Annotated in this window: 24 protein-coding genes; 1 reads left to right on the top strand and 23 read right to left on the bottom strand. The window is 66.2% G+C overall.

Annotation, left to right across the window (positions count from 1 at the left end; translation table 11 throughout):
• Window positions 1-197: 197 nt before the first annotated feature.
• Both ACGFNV_RS03850 and ACGFNV_RS03845 read right to left on the bottom strand, forming a co-directional pair.
• Entirely contained in the window at window positions 198-1,577 is a 1,380-nt protein-coding gene (locus ACGFNV_RS03850; protein WP_393619112.1) for an IS1380 family transposase, read from the bottom strand.
• Window positions 1,578-1,957: 380 nt separating this feature from the next.
• Window positions 1,958-2,833, bottom strand: coding sequence for a LysR family transcriptional regulator (locus ACGFNV_RS03845; RefSeq protein WP_393619110.1), 876 nt, complete (start codon window positions 2,831-2,833; stop codon window positions 1,958-1,960).
• A 134-nt stretch (window positions 2,834-2,967) separates the two neighbouring features.
• Here ACGFNV_RS03845 and ACGFNV_RS03840 point away from each other — a divergent pair, with 134 nt between their 5' ends.
• Window positions 2,968-4,443 carry an MFS transporter gene (locus ACGFNV_RS03840; protein WP_393619108.1) on the top strand — a complete coding sequence of 492 codons (1,476 nt, stop codon included), beginning with the start codon at window positions 2,968-2,970 and terminating at the stop codon, window positions 4,441-4,443.
• Window positions 4,444-4,497: 54 nt separating this feature from the next.
• On the opposite strand, the gene ACGFNV_RS03835 is transcribed toward ACGFNV_RS03840, so the two are convergent.
• The 21 genes from ACGFNV_RS03835 to ACGFNV_RS03735 all read right to left on the bottom strand — a co-directional run bounded on the left by ACGFNV_RS03835 (window position 4,498) and on the right by ACGFNV_RS03735 (window position 26,809).
• Complete coding sequence (locus tag ACGFNV_RS03835; RefSeq protein ID WP_393619107.1) at window positions 4,498-5,667, bottom strand: alpha-hydroxy acid oxidase; 1,170 nt, start codon at window positions 5,665-5,667, stop codon at window positions 4,498-4,500.
• Window positions 5,668-5,721: 54 nt separating this feature from the next.
• Window positions 5,722-6,630 carry a hypothetical protein gene (locus ACGFNV_RS03830; RefSeq protein WP_393619105.1) on the bottom strand — a complete coding sequence of 303 codons (909 nt, stop codon included), beginning with the start codon at window positions 6,628-6,630 and terminating at the stop codon, window positions 5,722-5,724.
• Window positions 6,631-6,661: 31 nt separating this feature from the next.
• On the bottom strand, window positions 6,662-7,264 hold the full coding sequence (locus ACGFNV_RS03825) for a thiamine pyrophosphate-dependent enzyme (RefSeq protein WP_393619103.1): 603 nt from the start codon (window positions 7,262-7,264) through the stop codon (window positions 6,662-6,664).
• 11 nt (window positions 7,265-7,275) lie between these two features.
• The gene (locus ACGFNV_RS03820; RefSeq protein WP_393619102.1) at window positions 7,276-7,794 is read right to left on the bottom strand and encodes a hypothetical protein; all 519 of its coding nucleotides are present in this window, start codon (window positions 7,792-7,794) and stop codon (window positions 7,276-7,278) included.
• Complete coding sequence (locus ACGFNV_RS03815) at window positions 7,794-9,218, bottom strand: DUF6002 family protein (protein ID WP_393619100.1); 1,425 nt, start codon at window positions 9,216-9,218, stop codon at window positions 7,794-7,796. The genes ACGFNV_RS03820 and ACGFNV_RS03815 overlap by 1 nt, the downstream gene beginning before the upstream one ends.
• Window positions 9,219-9,314: 96 nt before the next feature.
• Window positions 9,315-10,040, bottom strand: coding sequence for a demethyldecarbamoylnovobiocin O-methyltransferase (gene novP / locus ACGFNV_RS03810; protein WP_393620009.1), 726 nt, complete (start codon window positions 10,038-10,040; stop codon window positions 9,315-9,317).
• Between the two features lie 443 nt (window positions 10,041-10,483).
• Complete coding sequence (locus ACGFNV_RS03805) at window positions 10,484-11,176, bottom strand: class I SAM-dependent methyltransferase (protein ID WP_393620007.1); 693 nt, start codon at window positions 11,174-11,176, stop codon at window positions 10,484-10,486.
• Window positions 11,177-11,609: 433 nt separating this feature from the next.
• The gene (locus ACGFNV_RS03800) at window positions 11,610-12,455 is read right to left on the bottom strand and encodes an alpha/beta fold hydrolase (protein ID WP_393619098.1); all 846 of its coding nucleotides are present in this window, start codon (window positions 12,453-12,455) and stop codon (window positions 11,610-11,612) included.
• Window positions 12,456-12,503: 48 nt separating this feature from the next.
• Complete coding sequence (locus ACGFNV_RS03795) at window positions 12,504-14,162, bottom strand: cobalamin-dependent protein (protein ID WP_393619096.1); 1,659 nt, start codon at window positions 14,160-14,162, stop codon at window positions 12,504-12,506.
• Window positions 14,163-14,243: 81 nt separating this feature from the next.
• Window positions 14,244-14,513, bottom strand: a complete 270-nt coding sequence (locus ACGFNV_RS03790) for an acyl carrier protein (protein ID WP_393619094.1) — start codon at window positions 14,511-14,513, stop codon at window positions 14,244-14,246.
• 3 nt (window positions 14,514-14,516) lie between these two features.
• Window positions 14,517-16,022 carry an amino acid adenylation domain-containing protein gene (locus ACGFNV_RS03785; RefSeq protein WP_393619093.1) on the bottom strand — a complete coding sequence of 502 codons (1,506 nt, stop codon included), beginning with the start codon at window positions 16,020-16,022 and terminating at the stop codon, window positions 14,517-14,519.
• 119 nt (window positions 16,023-16,141) lie between these two features.
• Window positions 16,142-17,272: an acyl-CoA dehydrogenase family protein gene (locus ACGFNV_RS03780; RefSeq protein WP_393619091.1), complete on the bottom strand. Its 1,131-nt coding sequence runs from the start codon at window positions 17,270-17,272 to the stop codon at window positions 16,142-16,144.
• Entirely contained in the window at window positions 17,262-18,308 is a 1,047-nt protein-coding gene (locus tag ACGFNV_RS03775; RefSeq protein ID WP_393619089.1) for a ketoacyl-ACP synthase III family protein, read from the bottom strand. Before ACGFNV_RS03775 ends, ACGFNV_RS03780 begins: the two co-directional genes overlap by 11 nt.
• Window positions 18,309-18,339: 31 nt before the next feature.
• On the bottom strand, window positions 18,340-18,624 hold the full coding sequence (locus ACGFNV_RS03770; RefSeq protein WP_393619088.1) for a phosphopantetheine-binding protein: 285 nt from the start codon (window positions 18,622-18,624) through the stop codon (window positions 18,340-18,342).
• An 86-nt stretch (window positions 18,625-18,710) separates the two neighbouring features.
• Window positions 18,711-19,907 (bottom strand): nucleotide disphospho-sugar-binding domain-containing protein, encoded by a 1,197-nt coding sequence (locus ACGFNV_RS03765; RefSeq protein WP_393619086.1) that lies wholly within the window; start codon window positions 19,905-19,907, stop codon window positions 18,711-18,713.
• A gap of 13 nt (window positions 19,908-19,920) precedes the next feature.
• A complete protein-coding gene (locus ACGFNV_RS03760) occupies window positions 19,921-21,510 on the bottom strand; it encodes a class I adenylate-forming enzyme family protein (protein WP_393619085.1) in 1,590 nt (529 codons plus the stop codon).
• Between the two features lie 6 nt (window positions 21,511-21,516).
• The gene (locus tag ACGFNV_RS03755) at window positions 21,517-22,236 is read right to left on the bottom strand and encodes an SDR family oxidoreductase (protein ID WP_393619084.1); all 720 of its coding nucleotides are present in this window, start codon (window positions 22,234-22,236) and stop codon (window positions 21,517-21,519) included.
• 14 nt (window positions 22,237-22,250) lie between these two features.
• Entirely contained in the window at window positions 22,251-23,027 is a 777-nt protein-coding gene (locus tag ACGFNV_RS03750) for an SDR family oxidoreductase (RefSeq protein WP_393619083.1), read from the bottom strand.
• A gap of 152 nt (window positions 23,028-23,179) precedes the next feature.
• Window positions 23,180-24,403 (bottom strand): cytochrome P450, encoded by a 1,224-nt coding sequence (locus tag ACGFNV_RS03745; protein WP_393619081.1) that lies wholly within the window; start codon window positions 24,401-24,403, stop codon window positions 23,180-23,182.
• Window positions 24,404-24,406: 3 nt separating this feature from the next.
• A complete protein-coding gene (locus ACGFNV_RS03740; RefSeq protein ID WP_393619080.1) occupies window positions 24,407-26,206 on the bottom strand; it encodes an amino acid adenylation domain-containing protein in 1,800 nt (599 codons plus the stop codon).
• Between the two features lie 387 nt (window positions 26,207-26,593).
• The gene (locus ACGFNV_RS03735; RefSeq protein ID WP_393619078.1) at window positions 26,594-26,809 is read right to left on the bottom strand and encodes an MbtH family protein; all 216 of its coding nucleotides are present in this window, start codon (window positions 26,807-26,809) and stop codon (window positions 26,594-26,596) included.
• Window positions 26,810-26,977: the final 168 nt, after the last annotated feature.

Here is a 26,977-nt window from a genome sequence, read left to right as displayed (position 1 = left end):
GTCAGTTCGCGACCGAGGGGTTTAGCCTCGATCGTTCATGAGTTCCCGTCAGCTTGCTGACGGGGGCTTTGTGTCTGTGCGGTGGGGTCTTTTCGGGGCTGGGGCAGGCTGAGGGCCCAGCTCTCGCGTCGGGTGGGCGCCGGGTTCCACTTCGCCGGTGTGGTGGTGAGGGTTGTCGGGATGGTCGAAGTGGCTGGTCAGCCGGGGTTCGGGAGGATGCGGAGTCTGTCGATCGCGTGGGTGATGACGTCGGTCCAGGGCCATCTGGCCGTGAAGCGCAGCCAGTGGCGGCGGCCGGTGTTCACGAACTGAGCGGCGGCGGAGAACAGCCGCAGGCGGAGCCTCTTGGGTTCCCAGCGGCGGGTCTTGCCGGTCAGGGCAAGCATGGGCATCCAGGCGAGGAGGTCGAGTGCGAGGGAGACGATCTCCAGCCAGATCCGGTTCTGTGCGGTGTCGTGCAGGGGCAGGTTGCGCAGTCCGGTGTCGCGGGCGCCTCGGATGCGGTCCTCGCAGCGGGCCCGTCTGCGGTGACGCAGTTCGAGGTCGGCGAGCTGGCCGCCCTTTGTGTTGGTCGCGAAGCAGGTCAGCCGCAGCCCGTCGAGGTCGGTGAACCGCAACTGGGCGCCGGGGTGCGGCCGTTCCTTGCGGACGACCAGCCGCATCCCCTTCGGCCACGTGCTCAGGTCGGGCATCTCGGTGATCTCCGCGACCCAGGCGCCGGGCCGCTCGGTGCCGCCCGCGTCGTAGGCCGGCGTCCACGCCTTCTTCGGGATCTTCAGCACGGCCTGGTGGATGGCGTCGGTGATGGTCATTCCGACGGAATACGACAGCCACCGGCCCGGCCTGGAGAGCCAGTCGAGGAAGGCATGAGTGCCGCCGGCGGAATCGGTGCGGATCAGCGTCTGGTGTCCCCGCCGCAGGTGTCTGGGGAGTTGGGCCAGGGCGAGCTGGGCGGTTTCGATGTGGTCGGCGGCGGTGTTGGAGCCGGCGTTGCCGGGCCGCAGCAGGGCAGCCACCGGCTCTCCGGACCCGGCCTGGCCGTGGTCGACGAACGCGACGAGCGGATGATGGCCGACGGTCTTCTTCCAGGTCGCGGTGGCGTCCTGCTTCTCGGAGTGCGCGAGGACGAGGACACCGTCGATGTCCACGATCACGCTGCCGTCGGCGGCCGGGCCGTTCGTCCCGGCCAGCTCCCAGACCCGCGTGCGTACTTCGGCTCGGGCCGCGCGGATCGCGGTGAGGGCCTTCGGCCCGGCTGCGGCGAGGGCGTCGACGAGCCGGGAGACCGTGGGGTCGGATGCCACCGGGCCGAACACGTCGGGCTCGGCCCGCAGCATGGCGACGTCGGCGAGGCAGTCCCCGCCCAGAGCTGTTGCGAGCGCGACATCCAGCAGGACCTTGCCCGGGTCGTGCACCGTCCGCGGCTTGCGCCACGGCGCCATGGCCGCCGATACCGCGGTGTCCAGACCCACCTTGCGGACCGTCTCGACCAGCAGCGCGGCCCCGGCCTGCGAGACCGCCCCGCGGCCGCCGCCCTCGACGCGGACACGCGGGTAGAACCCGATACGCTTGCTCACCTGGAGAGTGCTTCTTTCCGTGCAGTCAACAGGACCCTAGACAAGTCCCATCGTTGCAGGTCAGGAGCACTCTCTGCCTATTTGATCAAGACGTGGACGAGCACGCCCATGAAAGCGCGAGGTTAGCGCTCCCGGAACTTGGCCGCCAGGTTTGGCCTGCTGGTTCAGGCTGATGTCTGGTACTCGTGGATCAGTCGGCCGAGTACAGGTCGGCGATGGATCCGCCGCGCCGGGACAGGCAGTGGGATCACGTCGGTACATTCGGCGCGGCGGTGTGAACGGACCGCTCCGTGATGGCGTTCATTCGTAGTGCCTGCGGTCAACGCCAGAAACACCGTTCCCGGGGTGGACCCGGCGTGGCGGGCCGGGAACACCGGTCGTCAGACGGTCCCGGCCTGGGCGACGGTGAGCAGGTTGAGCACGACGGCACGGCGTGCGGGATCGGGTAGCGCGAGTGCGGTGGGCACGAGGACCGGTGGGACGGGCGGAACGAGGGCGACAGCGGCGGGGACGTGGTGGAGGAGGTCTGCGGCGAGTAAGGCCCAGCAGTCTCCGGCGGAAACGGGTCCGGTGAGGAGGTCTTGAGCTCGGGTGAGAGTGGGGCCCTTCTGGGGGGTGAACCCGGCCGCCTGGCAGGCAGCGGTGATCAGGTCGTCGGTACCGGGGCTGTCCGCGCGAGCGTATCGGGCCAGAGGGAGTTCAGCGAGGGTGGCGAGGTCGCCGGCGGAGTCGGCGCGTGCAGCGGGGACGGCCAGGAGCAGCGGCTCGTCCCAGAGGTGATGAACCCGCACGCCCGGGGTGGCCTGTGGTGCGGCCACGAAGGCGGCGTCGAGATCGTGGTCGGCGACTGCGGCGAGATGACCGGTGGTTGAGGCAGAGGTCGTCACCTGGAGCGTGATGCCGGGGTACGCGCTGCGGACGACCGCGAGTGCGGCATCGACGCGGGGGCCGAGTCCAATGCTGCTACCGATGCGCAGCAGGCCTGTGTTACCGGCGGCCAGGTCGGCGGCCGCGGCGGCGGCGCGGTCGATGCCGCGTAGCGCGCGGCGTGCGTGGGCCAGGAAGGCCTGGCCGTCCGGGGTGAGTCGGACCCGGCGGTGGGACCGGTCGAACAACGTGAGTCCGAGTTCGCGTTCCAGCCGCGCGACTTGCTTGCTCACCGCGGCTTGAACGATGTGCAGGGTCTCGGCCGCCCGGCCGAAGTGTTCACACTCGGCGACGGCGACGAAGTAGCGCAACTGCCGAACCTCCATCATTACCGCCCTCCGCACCTCGATCGATTCCTACCGGTGATTGTTCCATGACCATGTTGGTCATTGATCGGCTCTGGTGGGACCGGCTGAAGTGAAGTCAGCGAGTAGACGTCATCAGCCAAGACAGAAGGGCCGATATGAGAGAGACCGACGTGGCCGAACCGATGCAGGCAGGGCGCTGGGCAGCGTACTCGGTGTGCCTGCTGGCGGGATTCGTGACGCTGCTGGACGTGAGCGTCATCAACGTCGCGGTCCCCTCGATGCAGGCCGGGCTTCACTTGTCAGCCGGGCAGGTGTTGTGGGCGGCGTTCGGCTACACACTGACCTTCGGGGTGGTGCTGGTGCCCGCCGGGGCGCTGGGCGATCAGCTCGGCAGGCGGCGCACGCTGCTGGTTGGGCTGGCCTTCTTCGCGTTCGGCAGCCTGGCCTGTGGACTGGCGGCCTCCGGGTGGTGGCTCGTGGTCGCCAGGCTGGTGCAGGGCCTCGCCGCAGGGTTGGTGACGCCGCAGGTGGTCGGGCTGATGCAACAGTTGTTCGCACGGGGCCCGGAACTGGGCAAAGCAGGCGGGGCGTACAGCGGGATGATCGCCGCGACTACGGCCATCGGCCCGCTGGTCGGCGGTCTGCTGATCCAGGCCGGCGGCCCTGCCAGCGGATGGCGGTGGGTGTTCTTGGTGAACGTGCCCATCGCGGCGCTGTCGCTCCCCTTGGGCCTGCGGTGGCTCCCCCGCGATCGGCAGCAGGTACGAGGAGTTCGACTCGACCTGCTCGGGATAGCACTGCTCGGATCCGGTGTCGCCGCGCTGATCCTGCCGCTGATCGCGGCTGAGCAGCGACAGCCGTCGGTGCCCTGGTACCTGCTCGGGCTGTCGGCCCTGCTGCTGGCGTGTTTCATCGCCTGGGAGCAGCGCTGCACGCGCTCCGGCCGACCACGGCTGGTCAACCTCGCGATGTTGCGCCAGCGCGACTATGCGATAAGCGCGTTCGTCGGCATGGGCTACTTCGTTGGCTTTGTCGGCATCCCGTTCGTGGTGTCGCTGTACTTCCAACAAGGGCTGGGTTATTCGGCACTGGCCGCCGGCGCCGTCGGGACCCCCACTGCGCTCGGCGCGGCGATCAGCGCCCCGCTGGCCGGCCGCGTGGTCCACCGGGTCGGACGCCGGTTGGTCGTCATCGGACTGGCCGCCGTCGCACTGGGATCCGCCGGGCTGCTCGCCCTGATCGGCCACCGCGCGGGCGGCCTTGTGTGGCTGCTCGTGGCCGGGCCGCTGCTGCTCGCCGGCGTGGGCAGCGGGCTGGTGATCGGACCGAACCTGACGCTGGCCCTGCAAACGGTGCCCCTGACCGAGGGAAGTGCCGCCGGCGCCGTCCTGCAAACCGGGCAGCGCATCGGATCGACGATCGGGATAGCTGTCATCGGAGCGCTGTACTTCGGCTCCCTGACCGCCCACCGCGGCGACCATCTCCGCGCCGCCACCGACGGCCTCCTCGGCTCGACCGTGGCGATCACGATCACACTGCTGATCACCGTCATCGCCCTACTGGCCACGCGAGATCGGCGACCGTCCGAGCAGCCCGGCACCCCAGCCACCGACGGCGACCAGCCCGACTGAACCCGTGTCCGGCACCCGTTCGGTAGGACACCATCCCCGGTGGCGCCGACGGTGCTACCCGGGGATGAGCCAGTCCCGGCCGAGATCGGCGACGTCCGAGCAGCCCATGAGCGCCAGGGTGCGGTCGATTTCCTCGCGCAGGATGTTGAGCACGTGTTCGACCCCGGACTCGCCACCCACGGCAAGTCCGTAGAGCGCCGGGCGACCGATCAGGCAGCCATCCGCACCAAGGCACAGAGCCTTCACCACGTCGGTGCCTCTGCGGATCCCGCCGTCGATGAGCACCGTGGCCCGGTGGGCCAGCCGGTCGGCGATCACGGGCAGCGCGTCCAGTGTGGCCGGGGCGCCGTCCAGCTGTCGGCCGCCGTGATTGGACACGATGATCCCGTCCGCACCAAGCGAAACAGCGCGTTCTGCGTCATCTGCGTCCAGGATTCCCTTGACGTAGCAGGGTCCCTGCCACCGCGCGCGGACCCTGGCGAAGTCGTCCCAGTTGAGTTCGCCGGCCATCATCCGTTCCCGGCGCACCTTCGCCGCGAGCGCACCGGCTGTCACTCCGCTCATCCCGACCAGGTTGCCCGTGAACACCCGTTGGTGGCGCAGGACTTTGCACGCCCATCGAGGGTGCAGCGCGGCGTCCAACACGTGCCTGGGGGTGAGCACGGGCGGGATGCTCATGCCCTGCAGCCGTTCCGGTTCGCGGTTTCCGAACACCGGTGTGTCAACCGTGACCACCAGCGTTGGGCAATCGGCTCGTCGGCCGCGCTCGAGCAGCCAGTCCATGAGTTCTCGATCGCGCCACGGATAGACCTGTAGCCAGTGTCCGACCGGGCTCGCCTCGGCGACCTCTTCGACAGAATAGGACGCTGCCGTGCTCAACACGATCCTGGTACCGGCTGCGGCCGCACCGCATGCGGTGGCCAACTCGCCGCGCCAGTGCACCAGTCCGTTGATCCCAGTTGGCGCAATCAATACCGGGATTGCCAGCTCGGTGTTTCCGAACCGGGCAGCCATTTTCCGCCCAGCGGAACTGCGCAGCACTCGTTGACGCAGGGACCAGCGGGCGAACGCAGACCGGTTGGCCGCCAACGTGACGGAATCGTCTGCGCCGTTCTCCACGTACGCCCACACCAGCTCGGGCAGGACCCGCCGGGCGGCCGTTCGGTACCCGGCAATGCTGATCGGTCGGCCCTGTTTCGGCAGAGCGAACCTGATGGCACCCACTCACACCCCCGAGGAATTCACCGACCGAAAGGGAATTAACTCACTCGTTCGCCGTCAGCAAGTGGGCAGTTCAGTCAAATCGGGTGCCGGCCGCCGCGTCGGGACCACCGCGTTGAGCAGAAACAGTTCGCAGTCGGCGGCGACTGTTCTCAGCGCCTCGTTGGCCGCGCGGATGCCCTCCACCTCATGCTGGTCGAACAGCAGTGCCAGCGTGGTCCCGCTGTGTGCGACCGAAACTCCGTAACTGCCACAGGCATCCGCCACTTCCCTGGCAACCTCGAAGTTCCGCTTGTACACCCGCCGCTGGTTGACCTCGGCGCTGATCATCGCGGCCCGGCCGATCAACGCGAGATCACCCAGCCGGAAACCCCGGTCCACCAAGTCGAACGCCAAGGCCAACCGCTCGCTCTCGGCCTCGGTACAGGGCAGCCGCCGCATGGTCACGGTGTCCACCGCCCCACCCTCGTCCAGCACCAACGCAGCCATCGGCGGCGGGTCGTCGTAGCGCAACAGCACCTCGCCGCGGATGAAGTCGAACAATGTGGGGACCGGATGGCACACCGCATCGGACGGCTCCAGCTCGCAGCACAGCCGCATGATGTCGTCGTCAGCGAGCGGCACGCCGAGCCACCGCGCCATCGCCCGGCACAGCGCCGTCAGGTCCGCGGAGCTGCTCGCGTGTCCGCGGCCCTCCGGGATCATCGAGCTGACCAGCACGTCCAGCCCGACATCGGCGGAACTGGCCCCGACCAGCCGGTCGAGCAGCAAATCGCACATCCGGCGGACCTTGACCTTCGACCGTGGCCACACCCGGACGCCGGGCAAGTAGGAGCCACGCACGACCACGTCGCTGTACCAGTCGACGGGAAAGGTCACCATCAGCTCGCGGCCATCAATCGTGCCTTGAACGAGCTCGCCGCAGGTACCGACTGCTCGTCCGCGTCCGCTCTCAACAGGTTGCATTGACCTTCCGTTCTCGACGGTCGCCGACCGTTTACACGACGGGCAGTTCGGACCTGGCCCGCAAGCCTCGGCAGTGCGTGCGGAACCGAGCCGCGTATCCGGCCAGGCGGCCCTCGATCCGGCCGGGGACGTTCTGCCCATCCGGCGCGACCGGGAGGCGCAACAGATGTGGTTGGGTGAGCTCGTCGGCGAGGAGGCCGGCCACCACGGAGCCGACGCCGTCGGCCGGTGGTGGGGACAACACCAGATAGCCGAGCGAGGCCGCCCAGGACTCGATATCCCCGACCGGCGGGGTGGGCTGGGCGCCTGTGGAACTGTACGCGCGGTCATCCAAAACGATGTGGATCAGCGGCAACGCGGTGAACTCGGCGGCCAGCAACAGCGCGCCGGGATTCATCGCCAACGCGCCGTCCCCGTCGACGACGATCACCGGTTGGGACAGCCCGGCCGCGACGCCCACGGCGACACAGCCGGCCAGCCCCATGGAGCCGACCATGTAGAAGTGCCCGGGCTTGTCCTGGATGTCGTTGGCGATACGGCAGGCATAGCCGGTGGTGAACACGATCGGCGTGTCCCCGGACGCGCCGATGATCTCGGCGATGGCTGCCACCTTGGTCTGCGGCGAGTGCGTCATCGTGCGGATCGTCACGGGCGCCAGCCGAAAAGTCCGGGGGCGATGAGCAGGAACCGCGGTTCGTCCACCTTGGTGGCGAGCCAGTTGGCTGTGGCCTCGGTCAGGTCGGCGCCGTCGGCGAGCCAGCGGACGTCCGCATTCAGACCGGCCAGGATCGTCGGGGTGAGCGTGCCCATAGCGCTGTTCTCCTCAGTGTTGTCCGGGGCCATGCCCCGGACGCTGATGACCGTGACCACGTCGAGCCGGCAGGGCGTGATCAACGACGCGAAGGCGTTGACCGACTGGCCGAACCCGGAGTTCTGCATCAAGACCACCGGCTGCCGGCCGGCTAGTGCCGCGCCGGCCGCGACCGCGACCGCGGAGTCCTCCCGCGCGATGGTCCGCATCCCGCACGCGGCGTCGAGCTCGCGGTACAGCTGGGCGAGCACGCCGCACGGGGTGCCCAGGAATGGACCAGACCGACCGGTCGTCAGGATCCGCGCGAGCCGACCGGCCACGTCCTCAGCAGGCTTGGCAACCGATGTACTCATCAACCACCCTCGCCGTCCGCCTGGATCGCACCGCTGATGAGCGCGCGTACCTCGTCCGGGGTGTTCACCTCGATCAGCCGACTCCGATCGATCTGGTTGAACTCACCTTCGGAATACGCGCCCGAGCCATGGATGACCACGTCGGCGCCGGCGGGGATCAAGTCACGGTCGATCGCGTTGAGGCAACCGACGGCGGACATCACCATGGCCCACTCCCGCAGCTGGCGGGGGTCCTCTGGCAGCCGGTGGAAGTCGGCGCCGCGCAACAGATCTCGAACGAAGGCATATCGGTTGACGCACTCCGGCAGGGAAACCACGATCCCGTTGCCACCGTGGTCGGCCACCAGTTGCCGGACCGCTTTCGTCGTCGGCGGGTTGCGCGTGTAGAAGGTCCGTTCCAGGCGCTCGCTGGCTGAATAGCAGTACTCGGGCAACCGGGGATCGGCGTCCGAGGGCCTGGTCAGCAAGCCGTCACCGGTGGCCCGGTACAGGTCCCGGACCACGGTTTCGATGTCAACGCCGGTAACGGCGCTGACAAGATCCGGCGTCTCCAAATGCTGCACCAGCAAGTAGCGCTGCGGCACGTCGAACCGGACACCGTCCTCGGCCGCCATCTGCCGGCCCAGGTCGTGTCCGAGAAAACCGTAGGCGCTGGAGACAGCGTGGGTGTGCCACCGCTCGCCGACAGGCGGGAAGTACTCGTACTCGAACAGTGTCCGAATGAAGTCGGCCACCATGTAGTTCTTCGGGTTCAGCGTGTACCAGACTCGAAACCCACGCAGGACAGGATCGTTGGCGGCCAGATCACCGACGGCGGCCGTCGTGATCTTCTTGACATGTTCACGCTCGGGGCTGGAGTAGACGCCCATCGGGTTGGCCGCGTGCAGCGCCGGATCGGCATCGAGGTCGGAGGCCCACAGTTTGGGCAGTGAACTGGCCGGCACCACGGTGACCACGCGCAGCCTGCTCGGGTCCGACAGACCGACCTGGTAGGCGCGTAGCACCGCGTTGCGCAGCGCCACCGCCTTGTTGGCCGCCGACGGGGTCACCAGCAGCACCGGTTCGCCGGTCAGCTCGGTATGCCGCACCGCGCGGGCCACGATCACTGAGGAGCCGAAGGTTTTCGTGGTGTGTGTGCCCGGGTTCTCGGTCAGGTTGAGGAAGTGAAGGCGACGTCCTTGGTATTCGCCAAGTTCACTGGCGGAAATTGCGCTGACCGAAAAGAATTCGTCCAGCTCGGGGCCGAGTTTGGGAAGTTGCCAGCTCGGTTCGAACCAGGAATCGGTACTGACCCAGGTGGTATCGATCCGCTCACTGGCCACGAGCAGATGCTGATAGTAGAAGCTGAGAGAGTTAGGGACTCGATGCAAGACCCCCGTGGCCGAAGAGCCCTGCACGGACCGATGTTCTGAGTGAGTACACATTACGGTTCACCGCATTCTGATCCGGATCCGCGATTAGTGTTCTTGTGCCCTCCGCCCCGGTGGTCCACATACCCGAGGCGACGAGTCGCTGTGGGACTACTTGGTGCGCTGCCAGTAGACACCGTCGCGGTCGATCCTGATCAGTTCGTCGGCGATGTCGAACCGCTCACGGTATTCATCCACAGCGTCTTTGCACGGCGGGCACATCAGGTAGTCGTCCACGATGACGTAGCCACCGACGGACACCTTCGGGTAGAGGTTGGTCAGGGTATCCCAGGTGGATTCATACAGGTCCCCGTCCATTCGCAGTACGGCGAGCGCGTCGATCGGCGCGGTGGGCAGCGTGTCCTTGAACCAGCCGGGGAGGAACCGGACCTGCTCGTCGAGCAGGTCGTAGTTGCGGAAGTTGCGCCGGACCTCGTCCTCGGACACCGCGAGCACCGAATTTCGCCGATGCAGCGCCATCTTCCGGTCGCCGGCATGGCCGTCCTCACCGACGTCAGGAATGCCCTGGAAGGAGTCAGCGACCCAGACAGTCCGGTCGCGCACGTCGTGGGCGCGCAGAATTCCCCGCATGAAGATGCACGCTCCCCCACGCCACACCCCAGTTTCCAGGAGGTCACCGGGAACATTGTTGCCAATCACGTCCTCGACACATTGCCGAATGTTTTCGAGGCGTTTGATTCCGATCATCGTGTGCGCGTTCGCCGGCCAGTCGCGTCCCTCGTTGCGGACCTCTTCCCGGTACGTTGAATCGCGATGGGAGAAGTTTTCCCGGTGCGCGGGATCCTCATACACCGTCCCGGCTAACACCTTGATCATGAGGTCCAGATACAGCGATGAGTCGCTGCCTGTGCCTTGGGGGATTTCTTCGGGCTGAGATTGGAGTATGTGTGTCACCCTGCCTACGATAGGTGCCACGACCAGCCGGGTCCAGATGCCTCGGCTCAGGAATTTCCACCTACCGCGCTTACGCCGCGAGTTCGACGAATCCGTAGCTGACGACTCGATGCCATAATTCTTTATGTATCCGCCGTCTTCGAGTTCTTCCCGGACGCCGATCTTCTCGAGCGGGTGGTCCACGCCTTCGGCGTGGCGAGCAGGACACGAATCCGTTGGTGGCGGGAGTGCCCAGCCGGGGCCGGCCACTGTGCGGCCGGCCCCGGCAGCCCGGTGACGCCTTCGACGTCGTGGCGGGCGTCAACTCGGGCGAGTTACGGGCAAAACTTCCACCAACGTGCTGAGCAGCAGGACCGAACCGCCGCTCAGGCGGCGGCCCGACGGGCGAAGCACTTGACCGTGGGAACGCCGTAGCCCCGGTCATCGACCCAAATTCTCTGCTCGGACACCGGCGTCTCACCGGCCGCCTGAGCCAGGGCGTCGCGGTAGTCCTGGAGCCGGGGCGCGTAGTAGTGAGCCAGCGCCCAGGCGACCTGCATCTCCGGGTCCCAAGGCCGCTCCTTCAGAAACTGAACCCACGTCCGGAACCCGGGCTCGTCGAAGTCGCTGAGATGCAGGAAGGAGACGTTGAGGATGGCTCCCCCTGGCTTGACCAGGCGCAACATGGTGTCGAACCCCGCCGGGAGACGGGTGAGCCGGTGGAACGCGTGCCGCGAGACCACCAGATCCGCTTTCCCGAGCAGATCCTCCATGCCGGCCGGGGACTGCGCGTCCCCGTGACGGAATTCCAGCTTCTTGCCCTGCTCGGCGGCATACTCCCGTGCAATTCGGACCATGTCCTCCGAGAGGTCGACACCGACCAGGTTCAGCGATGGGAACCGGGAGGTGAGGATGATCTCCAACTCCCCCGAACCACAACACAGGTCGACCACGGTCTGGCCATCGGCGATGCCGGCGCCGACCAGCAGGTCCACGAACTCGTTGTACCTTTCGAACGCCCGGGAGCCCATCCGGTGAAAGGCTTCGGCCTCGGATCCCGTAATCGGTTCAATCTTCATCTCGATCCCCCTGGTGCTGCGTCGGTGAACTGATCTCAACGATTGGCGGGATGACCGTCCCGATGCGCCATGACGTGCGGATGCAGGCTGGGTCGCGGGGTCCGCGGTAGGGAGTTCTCTTCCACAAGGCCCACCCGCCGAGGGCCTCGCCGATGCGATGGTGTGGAAGGTTCGCAGCTTCGAGGACAGGAATTTTTCGCCCTCGTCGGCGAGCAAAATCTTCAAATAAGCCTACATGCCATTTCGGCGTTCTGCGACCACTTGCGATCCTCCGCGGAACGGAAGTACACACAGCCAAGCGTCATTCAGGAGGTGAGCCGCTGGTGGCGTCGGGTTGTGACGGCGGTAAAGAGCCGGGGGTCACCGATGAGTGCGCGATGAATGGCGTCGACGGCGCGGATTCCGTGGGCGTGATGCCGGTCGGTTCCGGATTCTAAGAACCGTTATGCGAGCGCTCTTTCGTGAACACCTCGAACAGCAACTGGGCGAAGGGCTCCGAATCGGTCAGGAAGCCGGTGTGGTCGCCGGGAAAGTCGACGAGTTCGGTGCCGAGTTGATCGGCGAGTGCGACCGCGGTGCGGTGGAAGAGCGCCCCCTGGGCCTTGGCTCCGCCGGCGATGACGATTCGGTCGGCAATGGGTCGCAGCGCGTCGATGTCAGGCCGGTAGCGGGTAGTTGGGCGAAGGGTGAAATGGAAGAGCCGGTCGAGGATGGTCCACACGTCCCACGGGGCGGTGAACGAATTCGGTCCGGGCGGCTCCGGGGTTGGCCGGTGCAGGCGGATGTCGGCCAGGGCGAGGTACTTCTGCAACGCCGCGGGGCGGTCCTCACGGTACATGTCGCATATCTCATCGATGGCGGCGCGCAACTCTGCGCGGTCGGTCAACAGCTCGAGCAACGGGGGCTCGTGGGCGACCAGCACCCTGACCTGCTCAGGGTGCTGGGCAGCCAGCGCGAGCGCGGTCACACCGCCTCCGCTGCTGGCGAACAAGTACGCCGGCCCGGTGTCGAGCGCCGAAATGAGCCGGTGCACGTCGTCGGCCATCAACTCGGGGATTGCGTCCTGGTTCGGGTCGTCCGCAGGGCTGCTGTGGACCCCACGGGGGTCGAAGGTCACGACCGTGAAGTGCTCGGCCAGCGGCCGCGAGATCGGCGCGAACCCTTTGCAGCCCATGGGTAAACCGACCACAACGAGCAGGGGACCTGCTCCTTGGATCTCGTAGTGCAAGCGCGCGCCAGGCACTCCCAGGCCATACACCACCGGTCCGTGGTTCGCCATGTTCAGTTGGTCCTTCCTGCTGCTGAGAAGTGTGCTGTCTCCGTGGGGTCACGGGGTCATCGAGAGCTCGCGGATCATCTCCTCCGGCACCGTGACATCATCGAACCAGCGTCCGCCGAAGGGGCGGGGTATCGGCAGGATCTGGTCGCTGGAATAAGCGAGGATCTTGCGGTTGTAAGCGCGCATTTCGTCCCGCAGGGTTGCGGGAAGCCGGCCGTCCAGGGAGAGAGCGTGATCCATCTCCGCGAGGAGCCGCTTGGTCTGATCAATTGTCTTCAGCACCGCTTCGCAGAACACGCTGGACAAAACACCGTGCTCGCCCTTGATGCTCACCAGCCGCTCGATCGCCTCGTAGGAGACATCCTGAATGTCGCGTCGGCTCAGCCACTCGGTTTCATAGTTCAGCCGACGGTACCAGAGCGGTTCGACCATGGCCTGCCGATGTTGCTCCAGCGTACGGTGGTGGATTCGGTAGCCGTACTTGTCGGGCTCCTCGAAGAATCGGCAGCCAGGGTCCAGGAAGGGCACCATGGGACAGATGAGCGGTAGGACCGACGACCCCGCGAATTTGCTGATCAGGCGCTCCGAGTAGGCAACCGTGTCGCGCACGGACTGGCTGTCCTGATATGGCATGCCGATGAAAAACCAAATCATCACGCCCTTGACCCCGGCGTCCAACGCGCGTGGAATCCATTCCTCCATCTCGGCCATCGTGTATGTGCCGCGGCCGGCCGCCTTGCTGATCTTCGGATCGTGCGACTCGGGGGAAAGCATGATGTACGAGTCCGTGGAAGTGCCCATCTTCTTCAGCGTGTCGTCGGGCGTCAGGTTGAACTGCTCGAAGAAGACACTCCGGTACCCGAGGTCGCGCACAGCGTCGAGATATGCGTGCATCCTCGTCTTGCCTTCCGAGTAGCACTGGAGGGCGTAGATGGAGGTGTGTCTGGCCGCCTCCCCCATCGTCTTGAGCTCCTCGACGATCAGGTCGTTGTCCTTTCGTACGAGGGTCTTGTCCACCTCCATGATGTTGCGATAGGCGAAGCGAGAGCCGCCGCACCAGCCGCAGTCGTGGGCGCACCCGGTGTTCGGCAGCGTCATGATCAGCTTGCTGGAAAGTGGCGTCACAGGCGTGTTCTGGTAGTAGGACCAGTCATTCCTGACGTTGTTGTAGTCCGTGGTGGGTTTGTGGCTGAATCCCGTGGTCTCGACCCGATCATCACCCTTGTAGAGGAGGTTGGGTATCGAGCTGAAGTCTCGGCCACCCCGGACCACAGCCTCGACCAGCTGGGTGATGGGGGCGAGCGTGTCGTATCCCTTAACAACGACGTCCACTTGCGGGTACCGGATGAGTTCCTGGGCAAAGTAGGTGGCCGAGATGCCACCGAAGACGATCAGCGACTCCGGATGAATCCGCTTCACCACCTTGGCCAGCTCGATTGCACCGTTGCACTGGGTCATCCAGTGCAGGTCGAAGCCGAATATCGGCGCTTCCAACCGCCCGATCAGTCGCTCGACATCGAGATTCGGGTGCGTCAACATCAAGGAGGCGATGTTGACGATTTGACAGTCGAAGTCGTGGTCGGCCAGCTGTTGCTTGATCGAGAACCAGCCGATGGGGTACATCTCGTAGACGGACGTGACGTTGACACTGTCGCTGTCACTCAGGTAGGCGAACAGGATGTCGTCACGGTCCCGGAAGTCGTACACGCTGGGCGCATGTAGCAGGAACATGTCCGCGTTTAATTTCAATTGAACATCCAGACTATTTGTCGGCGACGACGAGGGTCTTCACTTTCGCGACAGGCTCTCGTGCACAAGCTCACTCAGGGTGCGCACGGACTTGAAGGTAGTGGCGGTGACGTCGATCAATGGCACGTGGACGCCATAATCCTCCCCGAGGTGCGCAACCAGAATGGCAGTGTTCAGGGAGTTGAGTATTCCGAGCTCAAGCAACGGGGTATCCGCGTCGAGCTCGCCCTCAGGATCCCCGGCCAGGAAGCTCTCACGGATGAAGGTGAGCAGCTCGGACGAAATGTCTTCTCGGGTCTGGGTTGTCATTTCTCACCCTTGAACTTTCCGTGCGCCGTGGAGTGGTATCTGCAGAGCCGCGAGGTCGAGCTTCCCTCGATCGTTGTGGGGCAGCCGGTCGACGAAGCGGATGTCACCGGGGATCATGTGCGGTGCGAGTCTGTCGGCCAGATGTCGACGCAGCGCGACGTTCCCGAAACTGCTTCCCTGGCTTCGGACCACGAACGCGGCCAGGACCCGGTCCAACCCCTCGCCCACCGCGACGACAGCGGCCTCGGTGACCCCCGGATGGGAGTACAGCGCCGCGACGACGTCTCCGAGTTCGATCCGGTGTCCGCGGATTTTCACCATGCCGTCGCGGCGCCCGAGGTAATCGAACGAACCATCTGGCCGGACCTTGACTCGATCGCCGGTCGCGTAAGGGCCCTCCTGCGGCTGCCGGCCCCAGTAACCAGCAAAGACTGTCGGCCCGCTGACGACCAGCTCGCCCTCCTCACCGGGGTCAGCTTCCGAACCGTCGGCGCGGCGAGCCCAGACCCGGTCGCCGCTGCACGGCCTACCGATCGGGACCGGCAGGTCGCGGGCAAGGTCCGCGGGACGGACCTCGTGATAGGTGCACACGTTGGTCTCGGTAGGTCCGTACAGATTGAGTAGCCGGGCGTCGGACCAGGCGGCGAGGGCTCGGAGATGGACGATCGGAAACGGCTCGCCGGCGAACAGCAGCGCGCGGAGCGTCTCGGGCGCGGGCCGGTCGAGCAGACCGCCGTCACGCAGCATGAGAATCAGCGCGGAAGGCACGGAATACCACACGCTGATCCGCTCGCGGTGCAGGAACTCGACCAGCCGTTCCGGGGCGTACGCGAATTCGGCGTGTACCAGACACACGGCCGCCCCCACGGTGAAAGCGGCATAGAGGTCGAGGACGGACAGGTCGAACGAGAGCCCCGAATGGTTGGCAAAGCGGTCCTGCGGGCCGGGGGCGAGTTCCGCAACGGCCCAATCGATGAAGGCCAGGGCGCTGCGGTGGCTGATGCAGACGCCCTTCGGCGTCCCGGTCGAACCCGAGGTGTAGAGGATGTAGGCGAGATCGTCTGGTTCAACACACGTGTTCACCCGTGTACGCGGGAGAGCGTCGGGCACCGGCGCGGCGTCGAGGTCGACACACGCGAGGCAGTCGCGAAGCGGGCTTGGCAACCGCGCGGACAGGTCCTGCGGAGCGCACAGGGCGAGCGCCCCGGACTCGCGCGCGATCACCACGAACCGCTCGGGGGGAGTGAGGGGGTCGACCGGGATGTAGATCGCACCGAGGCGCAGGACCGCCTGCATGGCGGCGATCGCGTTGGCGGACTTCGGGGACCAGATAAGCACTCGATCCCCCTTCCCGATTCCATGGCCGGACAGCCTGCCTGCCAGGGCGTCCGCTCGTTCGTCGAGTTCCCCGTAGCTCGTCGAACCGGCGGGTCCGACAACCGCGGGAGCGTCGGGCGTGCGAGCTGCGGAGGCGGACAGCAGGTCGTGGAGGCCGCGCCGATCACTCATGCTTCGGCTCCTGGGTGCAGTAGGAAAGGTTGGTTGGTCATGTGGAACGCCTGACGGCACGAAAGGCTTTGGTCCTGCCGTCAGAGATCATTTGCTGAAACCAGTTCTCGACCGACCGCTCATAACCCCAAGCTCTTCGCGACAACCTCCCGTTGAATCTCCGTCGTCCCCGAGAAGATGTTCAGCGGTATGGCGTTCTGCAGCTGCTGGCCGATTCCGTCTGCTGCCAGATACCCCCGCGCACCGAACACCTGCACCGCGTCCAGCGCGTTGGCTACGGCGGCCTCGGCGACTGCCGTCTTGGCCAATGCGGCCGCCTCCACGGCCGGCCGGCCTTGGTCGAGGTACCAGCACGCGCGGTACAGAAGCAGGCGGCTGGTTTCCAGCCTCAGTTTCATGGTGGCGAGCCGGTGGGAGATCGCCTGGAAGTTCCCGATGCTGCGGCCGAACTGCTTGCGGCTCTTGGCATGGTCCACGCACTGGGCCAGTTGAACCTCCATCGCACCCAGGTAGATCGCGGGCAGACAGGCGCGTTCCCAGGTCATGGAGCGTTGGAAGACGCTGTTCCCCTGGTTCTCGGCGCCCAACAGATAGCGGCCAGGAACCTTGCAGTCAGTGAACTCGACCTGCGCGGCGGCACAGCCGTTCAACCCCATCTTGGCCAGCAGGGAATCGACCCGCAGGCCGGGCAGGGTTCGCGGGACCGCGAACGCCGACATCCCCAGATAACCGGCGCTCGGTGCGGTGGCCACGTAGGTGATGAAGACGTCCGCCAGCGGGGCGTTGCTGACGAAGGATTTCTTTCCGTTCAGGACGTAGCTGTCACTGTCGGCCACGGCTGTCGTGGTGAGTCTGCTCAGGTCCGATCCCGCATCGTCCTCCGTCATCGCGTTCGCCGCGATAACGGTTCCCGAGGCCAGTCCCTGTAGCAGCTCGGCCCGCACCGGATCGCCCGCGTGATCGGCCAGGACGGTACCGCAGGCAAGCAGGTGTGCCGCGATCCCGAAGGCGAGGCCGGTGTCCGCGCCACCGGCGCAGAACGCTTCGAGGCACAGCGCCGTGTCCAGAGCACCGAGCCCGCCGCCGCCATGTTCCGTGGGCAGGCACAGGCCAGTCATGCCGAGTTCGGCCGCGGCCAGCCAACTGTCCTTACCAGCGATGCCGTTGGGTTCAGTGGCCTGCAGCTTGCCGGCGCCTGCGCGAATGTGGTCGACGCGCTGTTGCTGCTGTGGGCTGAGGTCAAAGTCCATCGGGCCGAGCCTCCTGGTTCCGAAAGACGGCGGTATCGAGAATTCGGATGACGGCCGCCTTGTACGTGACGCCAGGCGAGGAACCGCACAGCAGCAAGTTGTCGCCGGGGCCGACCTCGCCCGTGGACAACAGGTGGTACAGGGCGGCGAGATGGTCGCCGGCCCCGAGGTGGCCGGTTGTCCGGCTGAACTCCCAGGTCGAGCGTTCCAGCGAGAAACCGAGGATCTTCAGGTAGGAGGCGGCCGCCTGACGCGGCATGGAGTGGATCACGACGGTCTTGATGTCGCGGGCGTCCACACCGGCCTCGTGGAGCGCCTGGTCCACGCACTCCACATTGTGCTTCTGGTGGCCTAGGAGGAGCTGTACCCAAGTGCCGTCATCGGTCGCCCTCTGCTGGAATCGTGCGGCTCTGGCCCCGTAGTCCAGAAAGGTACCGGTGGTGGCGCCGGGCGGGAAGAGCGGCTCGCCGGCCCGGTGGACCTCCTCCATCCCGGAAAAGGTGGTGGTGCATATGGACAACAGCTCCGCGAACCCCGGGGAAGAGCCCAGCACCACCGCGCCCGCGCCGTCACCCAGGTAGGCCAGCCCTTCGCCGGGGTTCCATCTGTCGATCAGCGGGGTTCCGAAGTTGTCACTGGAGGTGATCAGCACCCCGCCACCATGAGGTGCGCATTTCACGTAGGGGACGGCCAACTCCAGTGCGCTGAAAGTCCCGTTGCAGCCATGCCTGAGTTCCACAGCGAGCAGATCGTCACCAAGCAGGTGCCGCTGGAGATAGTACTGCGGCCCCCATCCGTCGGGTCCCTGGTGCCAAACCCCGGTGTGGAGCAGCAGTCCGATGTCATCGGCGCTCAGTCCACTGCTGTTGAGGGCTCGGTGCGCGGCGATCAACGCGATTTCGGCAGGAGAGACGTCACCGGCGACGGACACGCCAGTGATCCCAGAGGCGTCAGCAGATTCCTTCGAGACGAGCCCCTGCCGCACTGCGGCATCGACGCTTTTTGTCTCGGGCCGGAAGACTCCGATCCCGGCCATGTACGTACCCGATGTCCGCATGTGCCGCGCCCTATGCCTCGGCAGCGGCGCCGCCGCTGTCCCGTCGCAGGACAAGATCCGCGATGGAACGTAGCGAGATTGCTCCGCCCAGACGGTTGCCGGCCGTCCAGTCGATGTGGAATTCCCTGCCCACATTGTCGAGCAGCAGCGCGAGCGTGAGCGAGTCCACCCCGAGGCTCACCAGCGGTGCGGTGGCAGACACCGCCACACCCGCCGGCCGCTGGTCCCAGATGTTGTTCAGCAGCGTTTCCAGGCGAGTAAGGACGTGCTCGAGCTCGGTGTGTCCAGTGACCATGTCGCGTAGTTCCCGTCGATTGTGTTGCCGCGGAGACGAGTCGCAAGACAGTGCGAGCACGAAATCCACAGCAGTTCTGACTACTGTCAACCCTGCGACGCGTGCTGCGGTCGCAGGACATCCTGGCTGTGCTCGAGGACCAGGGCCACGAGGTCCTGGGCCACCTCGGTCGGTTTCGGTCGGCTCGCGTTCTCTTCGGCGAGTTGTGCCGAGATCGCCCGGTGCGGGCCGTCTTCGGTGATCAGCGCGCAGGCTGCTGTGATCCGCGCCAGGTCATCGGTGTCGTGCGGCAGGCTCGTCCCCGCGCCGACCGCGGTGATCCGCTCCGCATTGGCGAAGTGGTCGGCGAAGTGCGGGATGACCAGTTGCGGCACGCCGAACGCCGCCGCCGCCATGGTGCTCCCGGAGCCACCGTGGTGCACGATCGCGGTGCAGGTCGGCAGCAAGTCACACAGCGGGATCCTCGCGGCACGCACGCCGCCGGGCAAGTGACCCAGCAGCGACCGGTGGCTCTCGTCGATGGCGATGACCACCTCTTGGCCCAGCGCCACCAGTTCGTCCAGCAGCAGCCGCCACAGCGGTGCGACCCGCGGATTGCGCCGAGGCAGGGACGTGCCCAAGGTCAGGCATACCCGGGGCCGTGGCGACGGCCCGCCCAGTAGCCAGTCGGGCACGACGGCCGGGCCGTTGTAGGGCACATACCGCATGGGCATGGTCGCCACCGCATCCGAAGGCTGGAGGCTGTCGGGGCACACGTCGATCGTCCTGGCCGGCTCTGCCCACGGGGACAGCCCGAGTCCTGCCGGTTCTGAGTCCAGGGCCGCGGCCGCGGCGCTCAGCAGTCGCTCCGGCGGGATCAGGCCGTAGGAGTGCCGCACCCAGGGCACGCCGGCGATCGTCGCCGCGGCAGGCCCGGCCAGCTCCATGGGTTCGGCAATCACCAGGTCCGGGTGCCACGCGTCGACGAGTGCACGGACGGCGGGCAGCGCTCGGACACCGATCTCGGCGCACCGGTGGCCGGTCCTCTCAGCTGGGCTCACCGGACCGCCGGACAGGCCAGACAGGTCGGACAGGCCGGACAGGCCGATCGGTTTGAACAGCTCGACCGGGTCAACAGGGTCCCGCACGGCCGCGGCAGGCAGTCCGGCTCCGGTCACCACCGGGAGAAACTCACGGTCGGTGGCGACCAGCACGGTGTGCCCGGCCGCCTGTAGCGCCCAGGCGAGCGGCACCATGGGAAACAGGTGGCCGATACCGGGCAGGCTCGTGAACAGCACTCTCATCGAATGACTCACCTCACCTGTCCACCAGCACGTCCGGGCCCTCACCGCGAGCCTCGGCGCTGACCTCGCGGATCCGCAGCCGATCCATCTTCCCGGTGTTGTTGATCGGGAACTGCCGCCAGCGCACGAACCGGACCGGAGCGTGCGTCGGGGTCATGGCCTGCGCGACGTGGTCGCGCAGAGCGGCGAAACTCGGGGCGTCCTCGGTACTGAGCACGACAGCGGCGTGCAGTTCCTCGATCAGGTCCGGCCTGCGGTGGCCGTACACGCACGCGTCCACCACGCCGGGACAGCCGACGAGCACCTTCTCCACCTCGGTCGGACTGACTCGCGTGTCCTGCACTTTGACCATCTCGTGCATCCGGCCGAACAGCCGCACGTACCCGCGTTCGTCGACGGAGCCCATGTCGCCGGTATGCACCCAGCCGTCCCGGACCACCCGCGCGGTGCCCTCGGGATCGCCGATATAGCCGGCCATATTGTTCGGGCTGTGCACCACCACCTCGCCGATCTCGTTGACCGGCAGGTCTCGTCCTGTTTCCGGGTCGCGGATCGCGATGGTGATCCCCGGCATCGGCCGGCCCACGGTGGCCAGCAGTTCAGGATGGTCGTGGTCGTCCTCACGGAGCATCGCGATCCGGCCGGTCTCGGTGGAACCGTAGGACTGGGACAGCACACCAGGAAACACAGTGACCGCCTCCCGCAGGCGTTCCGGCGATGCGGGACAGCCGACATACACCAGGTGTTGCAACGAGGACAGGTCCGTGGTGCGAACATCGGGATGGTTGAGGATCGCGTAGAGCTGCGGCACACCCATGAATGTGTCGGTGACCCTGTGCGTCACGACATCTCGCAGGAAGTCGGGGGGATCGAACTTCTCACGCAGCAGCACGCTGCCGCCGGCGGCCAGCGCTATGTCGACGACCATTCCTACTGTGTGGCTCACGGCGGTCATTGCCAGATAGGTCTGCCGCGGCCGGGGTTGCCCGGCCAGGCCGACCACGGTCGCGTTCCATGCCCCGAACGGTTTGCACACGCCCTTGGGTTGGCCGGTGGTACCGCTGGTATAGAGCACCATTGCCAGCTCAGGTGTCTCGGCCGGGAATTCCACCGCCACGTCCTCGACCGGCCGGCCGTCGGCGGTCACCGTGCCGGACGCCGGATGACCGAGGCCGCACAGCACGAGTTTGTCCGGAACCGTCTCGTGGATGGTCTCGGCGAGCTGAGCGTTGCGCTCGTCGAACACCAGTACAGATGCGCCTGCTTCACGCATCATCCGGACCCGGGTGGTGACCGGCAGGTCGTGGGTTACGGTGCCGTGGTTGGCGCCGGTTATGTACACGACCGATGCGCCCAGCAGGTGTGCGGCATAGCGGACGATCAGCATCCATGGGCTGTTCACCTGGGTCAGGATGGCCACCGCGTGGTCGCGTGCCACACCTGCCTCGCGCAGTGCCGTCGCGATCCGCCGTACCGATCGGTGGAGCTCTGTGCCGGTGATTACCGTGTCCCGCCACCGGACAACCGGTCGCGCGCCGTCCCGCGCCGCCTCATCGAGGATGCGGGTGACGTAGTGCTCCGGTCCGTGGTCCCTGTTCGCCACCAGTGACTACCTTTCGCGAAGTAGAGGTACTCCCGCTTGGGCAGCGGCGAGGTAGATCTCCTGCCCGGTGATTCCGACAGCCTGCTCGTCGACCAGAAACTCCGTCACGTGCGCGACCCCCTCCGCATAGGAGACCGCGCTGTTGTTGACCGCCGGTTGGTGCGCCGGGGCCCGGCTGTCGACCGCGCTGTCGGCCGGCGCGATGAGGTTCACGGTGATACCGGACCTCGCCAGCTCCAACGCCGCGGACCGGGTGAAACCGATCAACCCGGCCAGCACGGGCTGCGAGGTGCGCCAGGCGTTTTCGCCCACGTCGACCGGCTCGGTGACGATGATGATCCGTCCCCACCGGTGGTGCAGTAGTTGGCCGGCCCCAGCCTGGCAACATACGAACGCCGAGCGCAGCGCCCGTCGTACCACGCCATAGCGCTGTTCGTCCGCGAGTTCGTCCTCGGGCAACCCGTCCGGCACCGGCCCCGGTTCGATGCAGGTGACCAGCACGGCGGGGCTGCTCAGCGTGGTACGCACCTGGCCGAAAGCGACACCGACCGACCTGGCGTCGGTCAACTCGGCCTCCACCGTGACGCACCGCCTGCCGGACTCCTCGATTCGCCTAACAGTTTTGTCGGCCGCCGTGAATTCGGTGTCCAGCAGGGCGACGTCGAAGCCCCGCGCCGCCAACCTGAGCGCGACCGCGAGCCCCGTGTGCTCGCTGCCGCCGGCCACGACCGCGACTCCTGTCATCGCCGACCACCTTCGACGTGGATGGTCTCCCCGGTGAGGTAGCCCGATTCCGGCCGGGTGACGAATGCCACCACCGCGGCGATTTCCTCGGGCGTCCCGATCCGGCCCACGGCCGAGGACATCGCCGCCTCCAGCAGGACGGTGTCCCGATCCACACCGAGCCGTTCGGTCAGCTCGTCCACCATCGGCGTGGCCACGAAGCCCGGTGCGATCGAGTTGACCGTCACGCCGTGGGGACCGAATTCGGCCGCGAGCGTGCGGGTGAGCCCGGCAATCGCGCCCTTCGCGGTCGCATAGTTGGTCTGACCGGCATTGCCGCGCGCGGCAACAGAACTGAAGTTGATGATCCGGCCGTGCCCCTGCCGGCGCATGTGCCTGCCGACCGCGAACGAACATCGGATGGTGCCGCCGAGGTTGACGTCCAGGACCCTGTCCCACTCCTGGTCGCTCATGGTGAGCAGCAGCCGATCCTGGGTGACCCCGGCGCAGTTCACCAGCACGTCGAGGTGACCGAACTCCTCGACGGCCGAGGCGACGGTGGCCGTCACCGCGTGAGCTACGGTGACGTCACAGCCGAGCCCGCTGGCCCGTCCGCCGGCCGCACGGATGGCCGAGAGCGTGGCTGTGGTGTCCTGTTCCACGCGGTCGACGACGATCACCGCCATGCCCTCCGAGGCAAGGCGCTCGGCCGTGGCCGCGCCGATGCCCCGGCCGGCTCCGGTGACCATCGCGACCGGCTCGTAAGCCACCGCTGATGCGGCGGGCCCAGTCATCGGGTCGCCTCCGGGGTCGGCGCGCCGACCAATTCCGCTCGATGTACGCAAGGGCAGGCTGCCGGGCGGTCTGAGCAGAACTCGGTGCCTTGCCCGTCCTCGAATGCGTTGGCCGCGTTGACAGTGCTCATCATGTGCACGTCCAGGGGGCTTCAGGCCGTGATCTTGATCGGCAGTGAGCTCATGCCGTGCAAGATGCTGGAGTAGATCCACCGCTCTTCGCCGATCTGCTCCAAGTCGCCCACCAGCCGGCGTAACCCGTCGAGCACGGCGTAGACCTCCATCCGGCCGAGGTAGTGGCCGAGGCAGTAGTGCGAGCCGTAGGCGAAGGTGAAGTGCTTGTTCGGGGTGCGGGCGAGCTTGAACTCGTCCGGCGCGTCGAAGACGGTCTCATCCCGGTTGGCTGAGGAGATCCACACGCTGACCACATCGCCGGCCTTGATCTGCTGGCCGTTGATCACAACGTCTCCGGTTGCCTTCCGACCACCGTGCAGCGACGGCACGGTCCACCGCAGTGCCTCCTCGGTCGCCGTCTTCAGATCGACATCGCCATTCTTCAGGGCTCGCCACTGGTCGGGATTCTCGATCAACGCGAGGACCGTGCCGGTGATGGCGTGTCTGCCGGTCTCGTCACCGCCGATCATCAGCCCGTAGCAGTTGGCTATCTGCTCGGCTGCATTGAGCGGATCGCCGTCGATCCGGCAATTCGCCAACAGGCTGACCATGTCGTCCCGGTCACCACCACGACGCTCCTTGAGTAGTTTGCTGAAATACAGGAGGATCTCGTTCTTGGCGACCCAGCTCTCCTCAGGAGGTTCGTCCGCGTAGTCCGTGCTCCACGCGTGCGCGGTCAAGCCAAGCAAGTATTCCCGGTCGGTCTGGGGAATCTCCAACAGGTCGCAGATGGCGCCCAGCGGCACTTTCGCCGAGATGTCCCGCGCGGCATCGCATTCGCCTCGATCCAGCGCTGCCAGCAGCAGCTCGTCAACAGTTTCCCGCAGCGAGTTGGCGATCAGGTCGAGCATCTGCGGCGAAAAGCCCTTGGACAACAAGTTGCGCACCTGGTGGTGGCGCACACCGTCGGTGACCGCGAGCATGGCACCCGAGGCCGAGTCACCGCCGGTGAGCAAGGTGGCCAGCGCGTTACCGTTCTCCGTGGTGAAGTGCGCCTTGTCCTTGTACACCTCATTCACGTCGGCATACCGGCTGATCACCCAGAAGCCGGGCTGCTCACCCCGTGGCTGCTGCCAGTACATCGGTCGATTGGCCCGCAGATGCCGGAAGACCGCATCGAGCTCGTACTCGGCGTGCAGAATGGGCGAGGCCAGGTCGATCTCCTCGAGTTCGTCGGGGGACACCATGGGACGGGTGCTCATCTCTCACTCCCCGAGGGTCGCTATCGCGGCCAACTGCTCGATGGTCGGATGGTCGATCACGGACCTGGGCAAGAGCACCAAGCCGGCTTCCTGCGCTCGCTGAATGAGGTCGACAGCCAGGATGCTGTTCCCGCCCAGTTCGAAAAAGTTACTGCGCACGTCGATCTCGCCAAGGCCGAATAGGTCTCGGAAGATATCGAAAAGGATCTTCTCGGCAGAAGTGCGCGGTTCCTGACCGGCGGGCCGGGTGGTCTTGATCGGCGGCAGCGCGGCTCGGTCTGTCTTTCCGCTGGGAGTCAGAGGAATGGCGTCGATGGTCGCGTAGATCGACGGCACCATGTAGTCGGGCAGGAAGCGGCCGGCGTGCTCACGCAGTTCGCCCGCTGCGGGCGTGGTGCCGTGCGTCGGCACCACGTAGGCCAGCAGCTGCGGCCCGTCGGCTTCGCCGGCCCGCAGCACGGCCACCGCCTGGGCCACGTCCGGATGTTGGCTGAGCACGGACTCCACCTCTCCGAGCTCGATTCGGAATCCGCGCAGTTCGACCTGGTCGTCAATCCGGCCGTGGAACAGGATGTCGCCGTCGGCCCGTATGGAGGCCAGATCACCGGTGCGGTACATCCGTTTGCCGTCGGCGGCGAAGGGATTGGCCACGAACACCTGCGCGGTCAAATCAGGGCGGTTGAGGTAGCCGCGCGCGAGCCCGGCACCGCTGAGGTACAACTCGCCGATTTCTCCGACCGCGACTGGTAGTAGTTCGTCGTCGAGGATGTGCACAGACACGCCTGGAATCGGCCGGCCAATAGTGACCTCGTCCGTCGGGGTCAGCGGGCCGGTCATGGTCGCGCACACGGTGCACTCGGTCGGACCGTAGGCGTTGACCAAGAGGCGTCCTGTTGCCCACTGTTCCACCAGGCCGGCCGGGCACGCCTCGCCGGCCACCACCAGAACGCGTAGGTCCGGCGTCGCGTCCGGGGACATGGTCGCGACTGCGGCAGGCGGCAGCACCGCGTGGCTGACCTGGCCCTCCTGTAGGGCCCTTTCCAGCGGGTCACCGGCCAGTGTGTCCGACCCTGGCACCACCAAAGTGGCACCGGAGGTAAAAGTGGCGAGCAGCTCGGTCAAATAGGCGTCAAAGCTCGGCGAGGCGAACTGGAGCACCCGGCTGTCCTCAGTGACCTGCATCGTGGCGACCTTGGCCGCGGCCAAGGCGGGCAACCCGGCACCGGTCAGAGCGACACCTTTCGGTCGACCTGTCGAGCCCGAGGTGTAAATCACGTAAGCCAGGTTTGTAGCGGCGAGTGAGCCACCACGTTCGTCCTCAGTCACGTCGGTGTCGGGCAGTGCGTTGAGCGTGGCAGTCTGCTTAACCGAGTCCAGCACCAGCTGCGGCACCCCGATGTCAGCAGGCAGCTTCGGGACAGCGGTCCGGATGGTGCACAGCAATGCGGGCTCGGCATCAGCGAGCACGTAGGAGATCCGCTGCTGCGGGTGGTTGACGTCCACGGGCAGGAACGCCGCCCCGGCCTTGGCCACGGCAAGCACGCTGATCACCATTCGACTGGATCGGGGCAGCGCCAGTGCCACCACACGGCCCGGGCCCACCCCCTCGCTGAGCAGCAGTCGGGCCAACTGGTTTGCCCTGGCATTCACCTCGTCGTAGGACAGGATCTCGCTTTTCGAGACAATCGCCGGACTGCTTGGCCGACTGCGTACCGTCCGCTCCCACAGTTCGGCCAGCGTGGCCGATGCCGTCCTGGTTGTCGCCGACCGATCAGAAGCCTTGTTCAGATCCTTGGAGAACAAACCGCCCCCTGTTGAATATCAGCATGGTTGTACCACCGTTAAGTCTCCATGCCGTCGGAACATACTCCCCGGATAGCTGAAATGAAATGCTGCACGAACAGGTGACTTCCGAGATATCTTGCCCGATATCTATCTCGACGACGCTCCAAGCGCTGGGAAGTCATGCATCGAATGCTTCGCATGATTGAATCACGCATTGGGTCTGCCGTGAAGCGCCTGGCCCCTTGAGGCCCGGGGATGCCGCAGCCGTTGCGAAGCGTTGGATCAAGGGACCTGCGTCGCACCATTGTTGTCCGACGAGCAGTTCCGAGTCTGGAACGAGGCCTGGCCGGAGGCCCGGCCGAGCACGACCAGCGGTCGCAGTTTCGACTTTTGAACGAGCGGTTTCTACTCGTCACCCATCGCCGGCCGCAGGCTCAACGGTCGCATGTCTGTCCAATGTTCATTGACGTAATCGATGCACTCTTGCCGCGACGCCTCATTGAGAACGACGGTCCACCCCTTGGGAAGAGCAGCGAACGAAGGCCACACAGAATGCTGCCCCTCGTCATTGATCAGGACCAGATAGACGCCGTTCTCGTCCTCGAACGGGTTCGTCGCCATTACATGCGCCTCCGTAGATATCATCGACTGGAGAATCGACCTGTCGGTCCTGCAGGCAGGTGTATCGGACTGCCGCAACCTCGAAAACGGCGTTGCGGAGAATACTCATCTGCCTTCTCGAACACCACCGCCACAGCACGCTCACGTACCTCACGAGAGTGCCTCGAA

The organism is Streptomyces sp. NPDC048751 (assembly GCF_043198595.1).
Taxonomy (GTDB): domain Bacteria; phylum Actinomycetota; class Actinomycetes; order Streptomycetales; family Streptomycetaceae; genus Streptomyces.
This window is presented reverse-complemented; position numbering and strand designations above follow the sequence as displayed.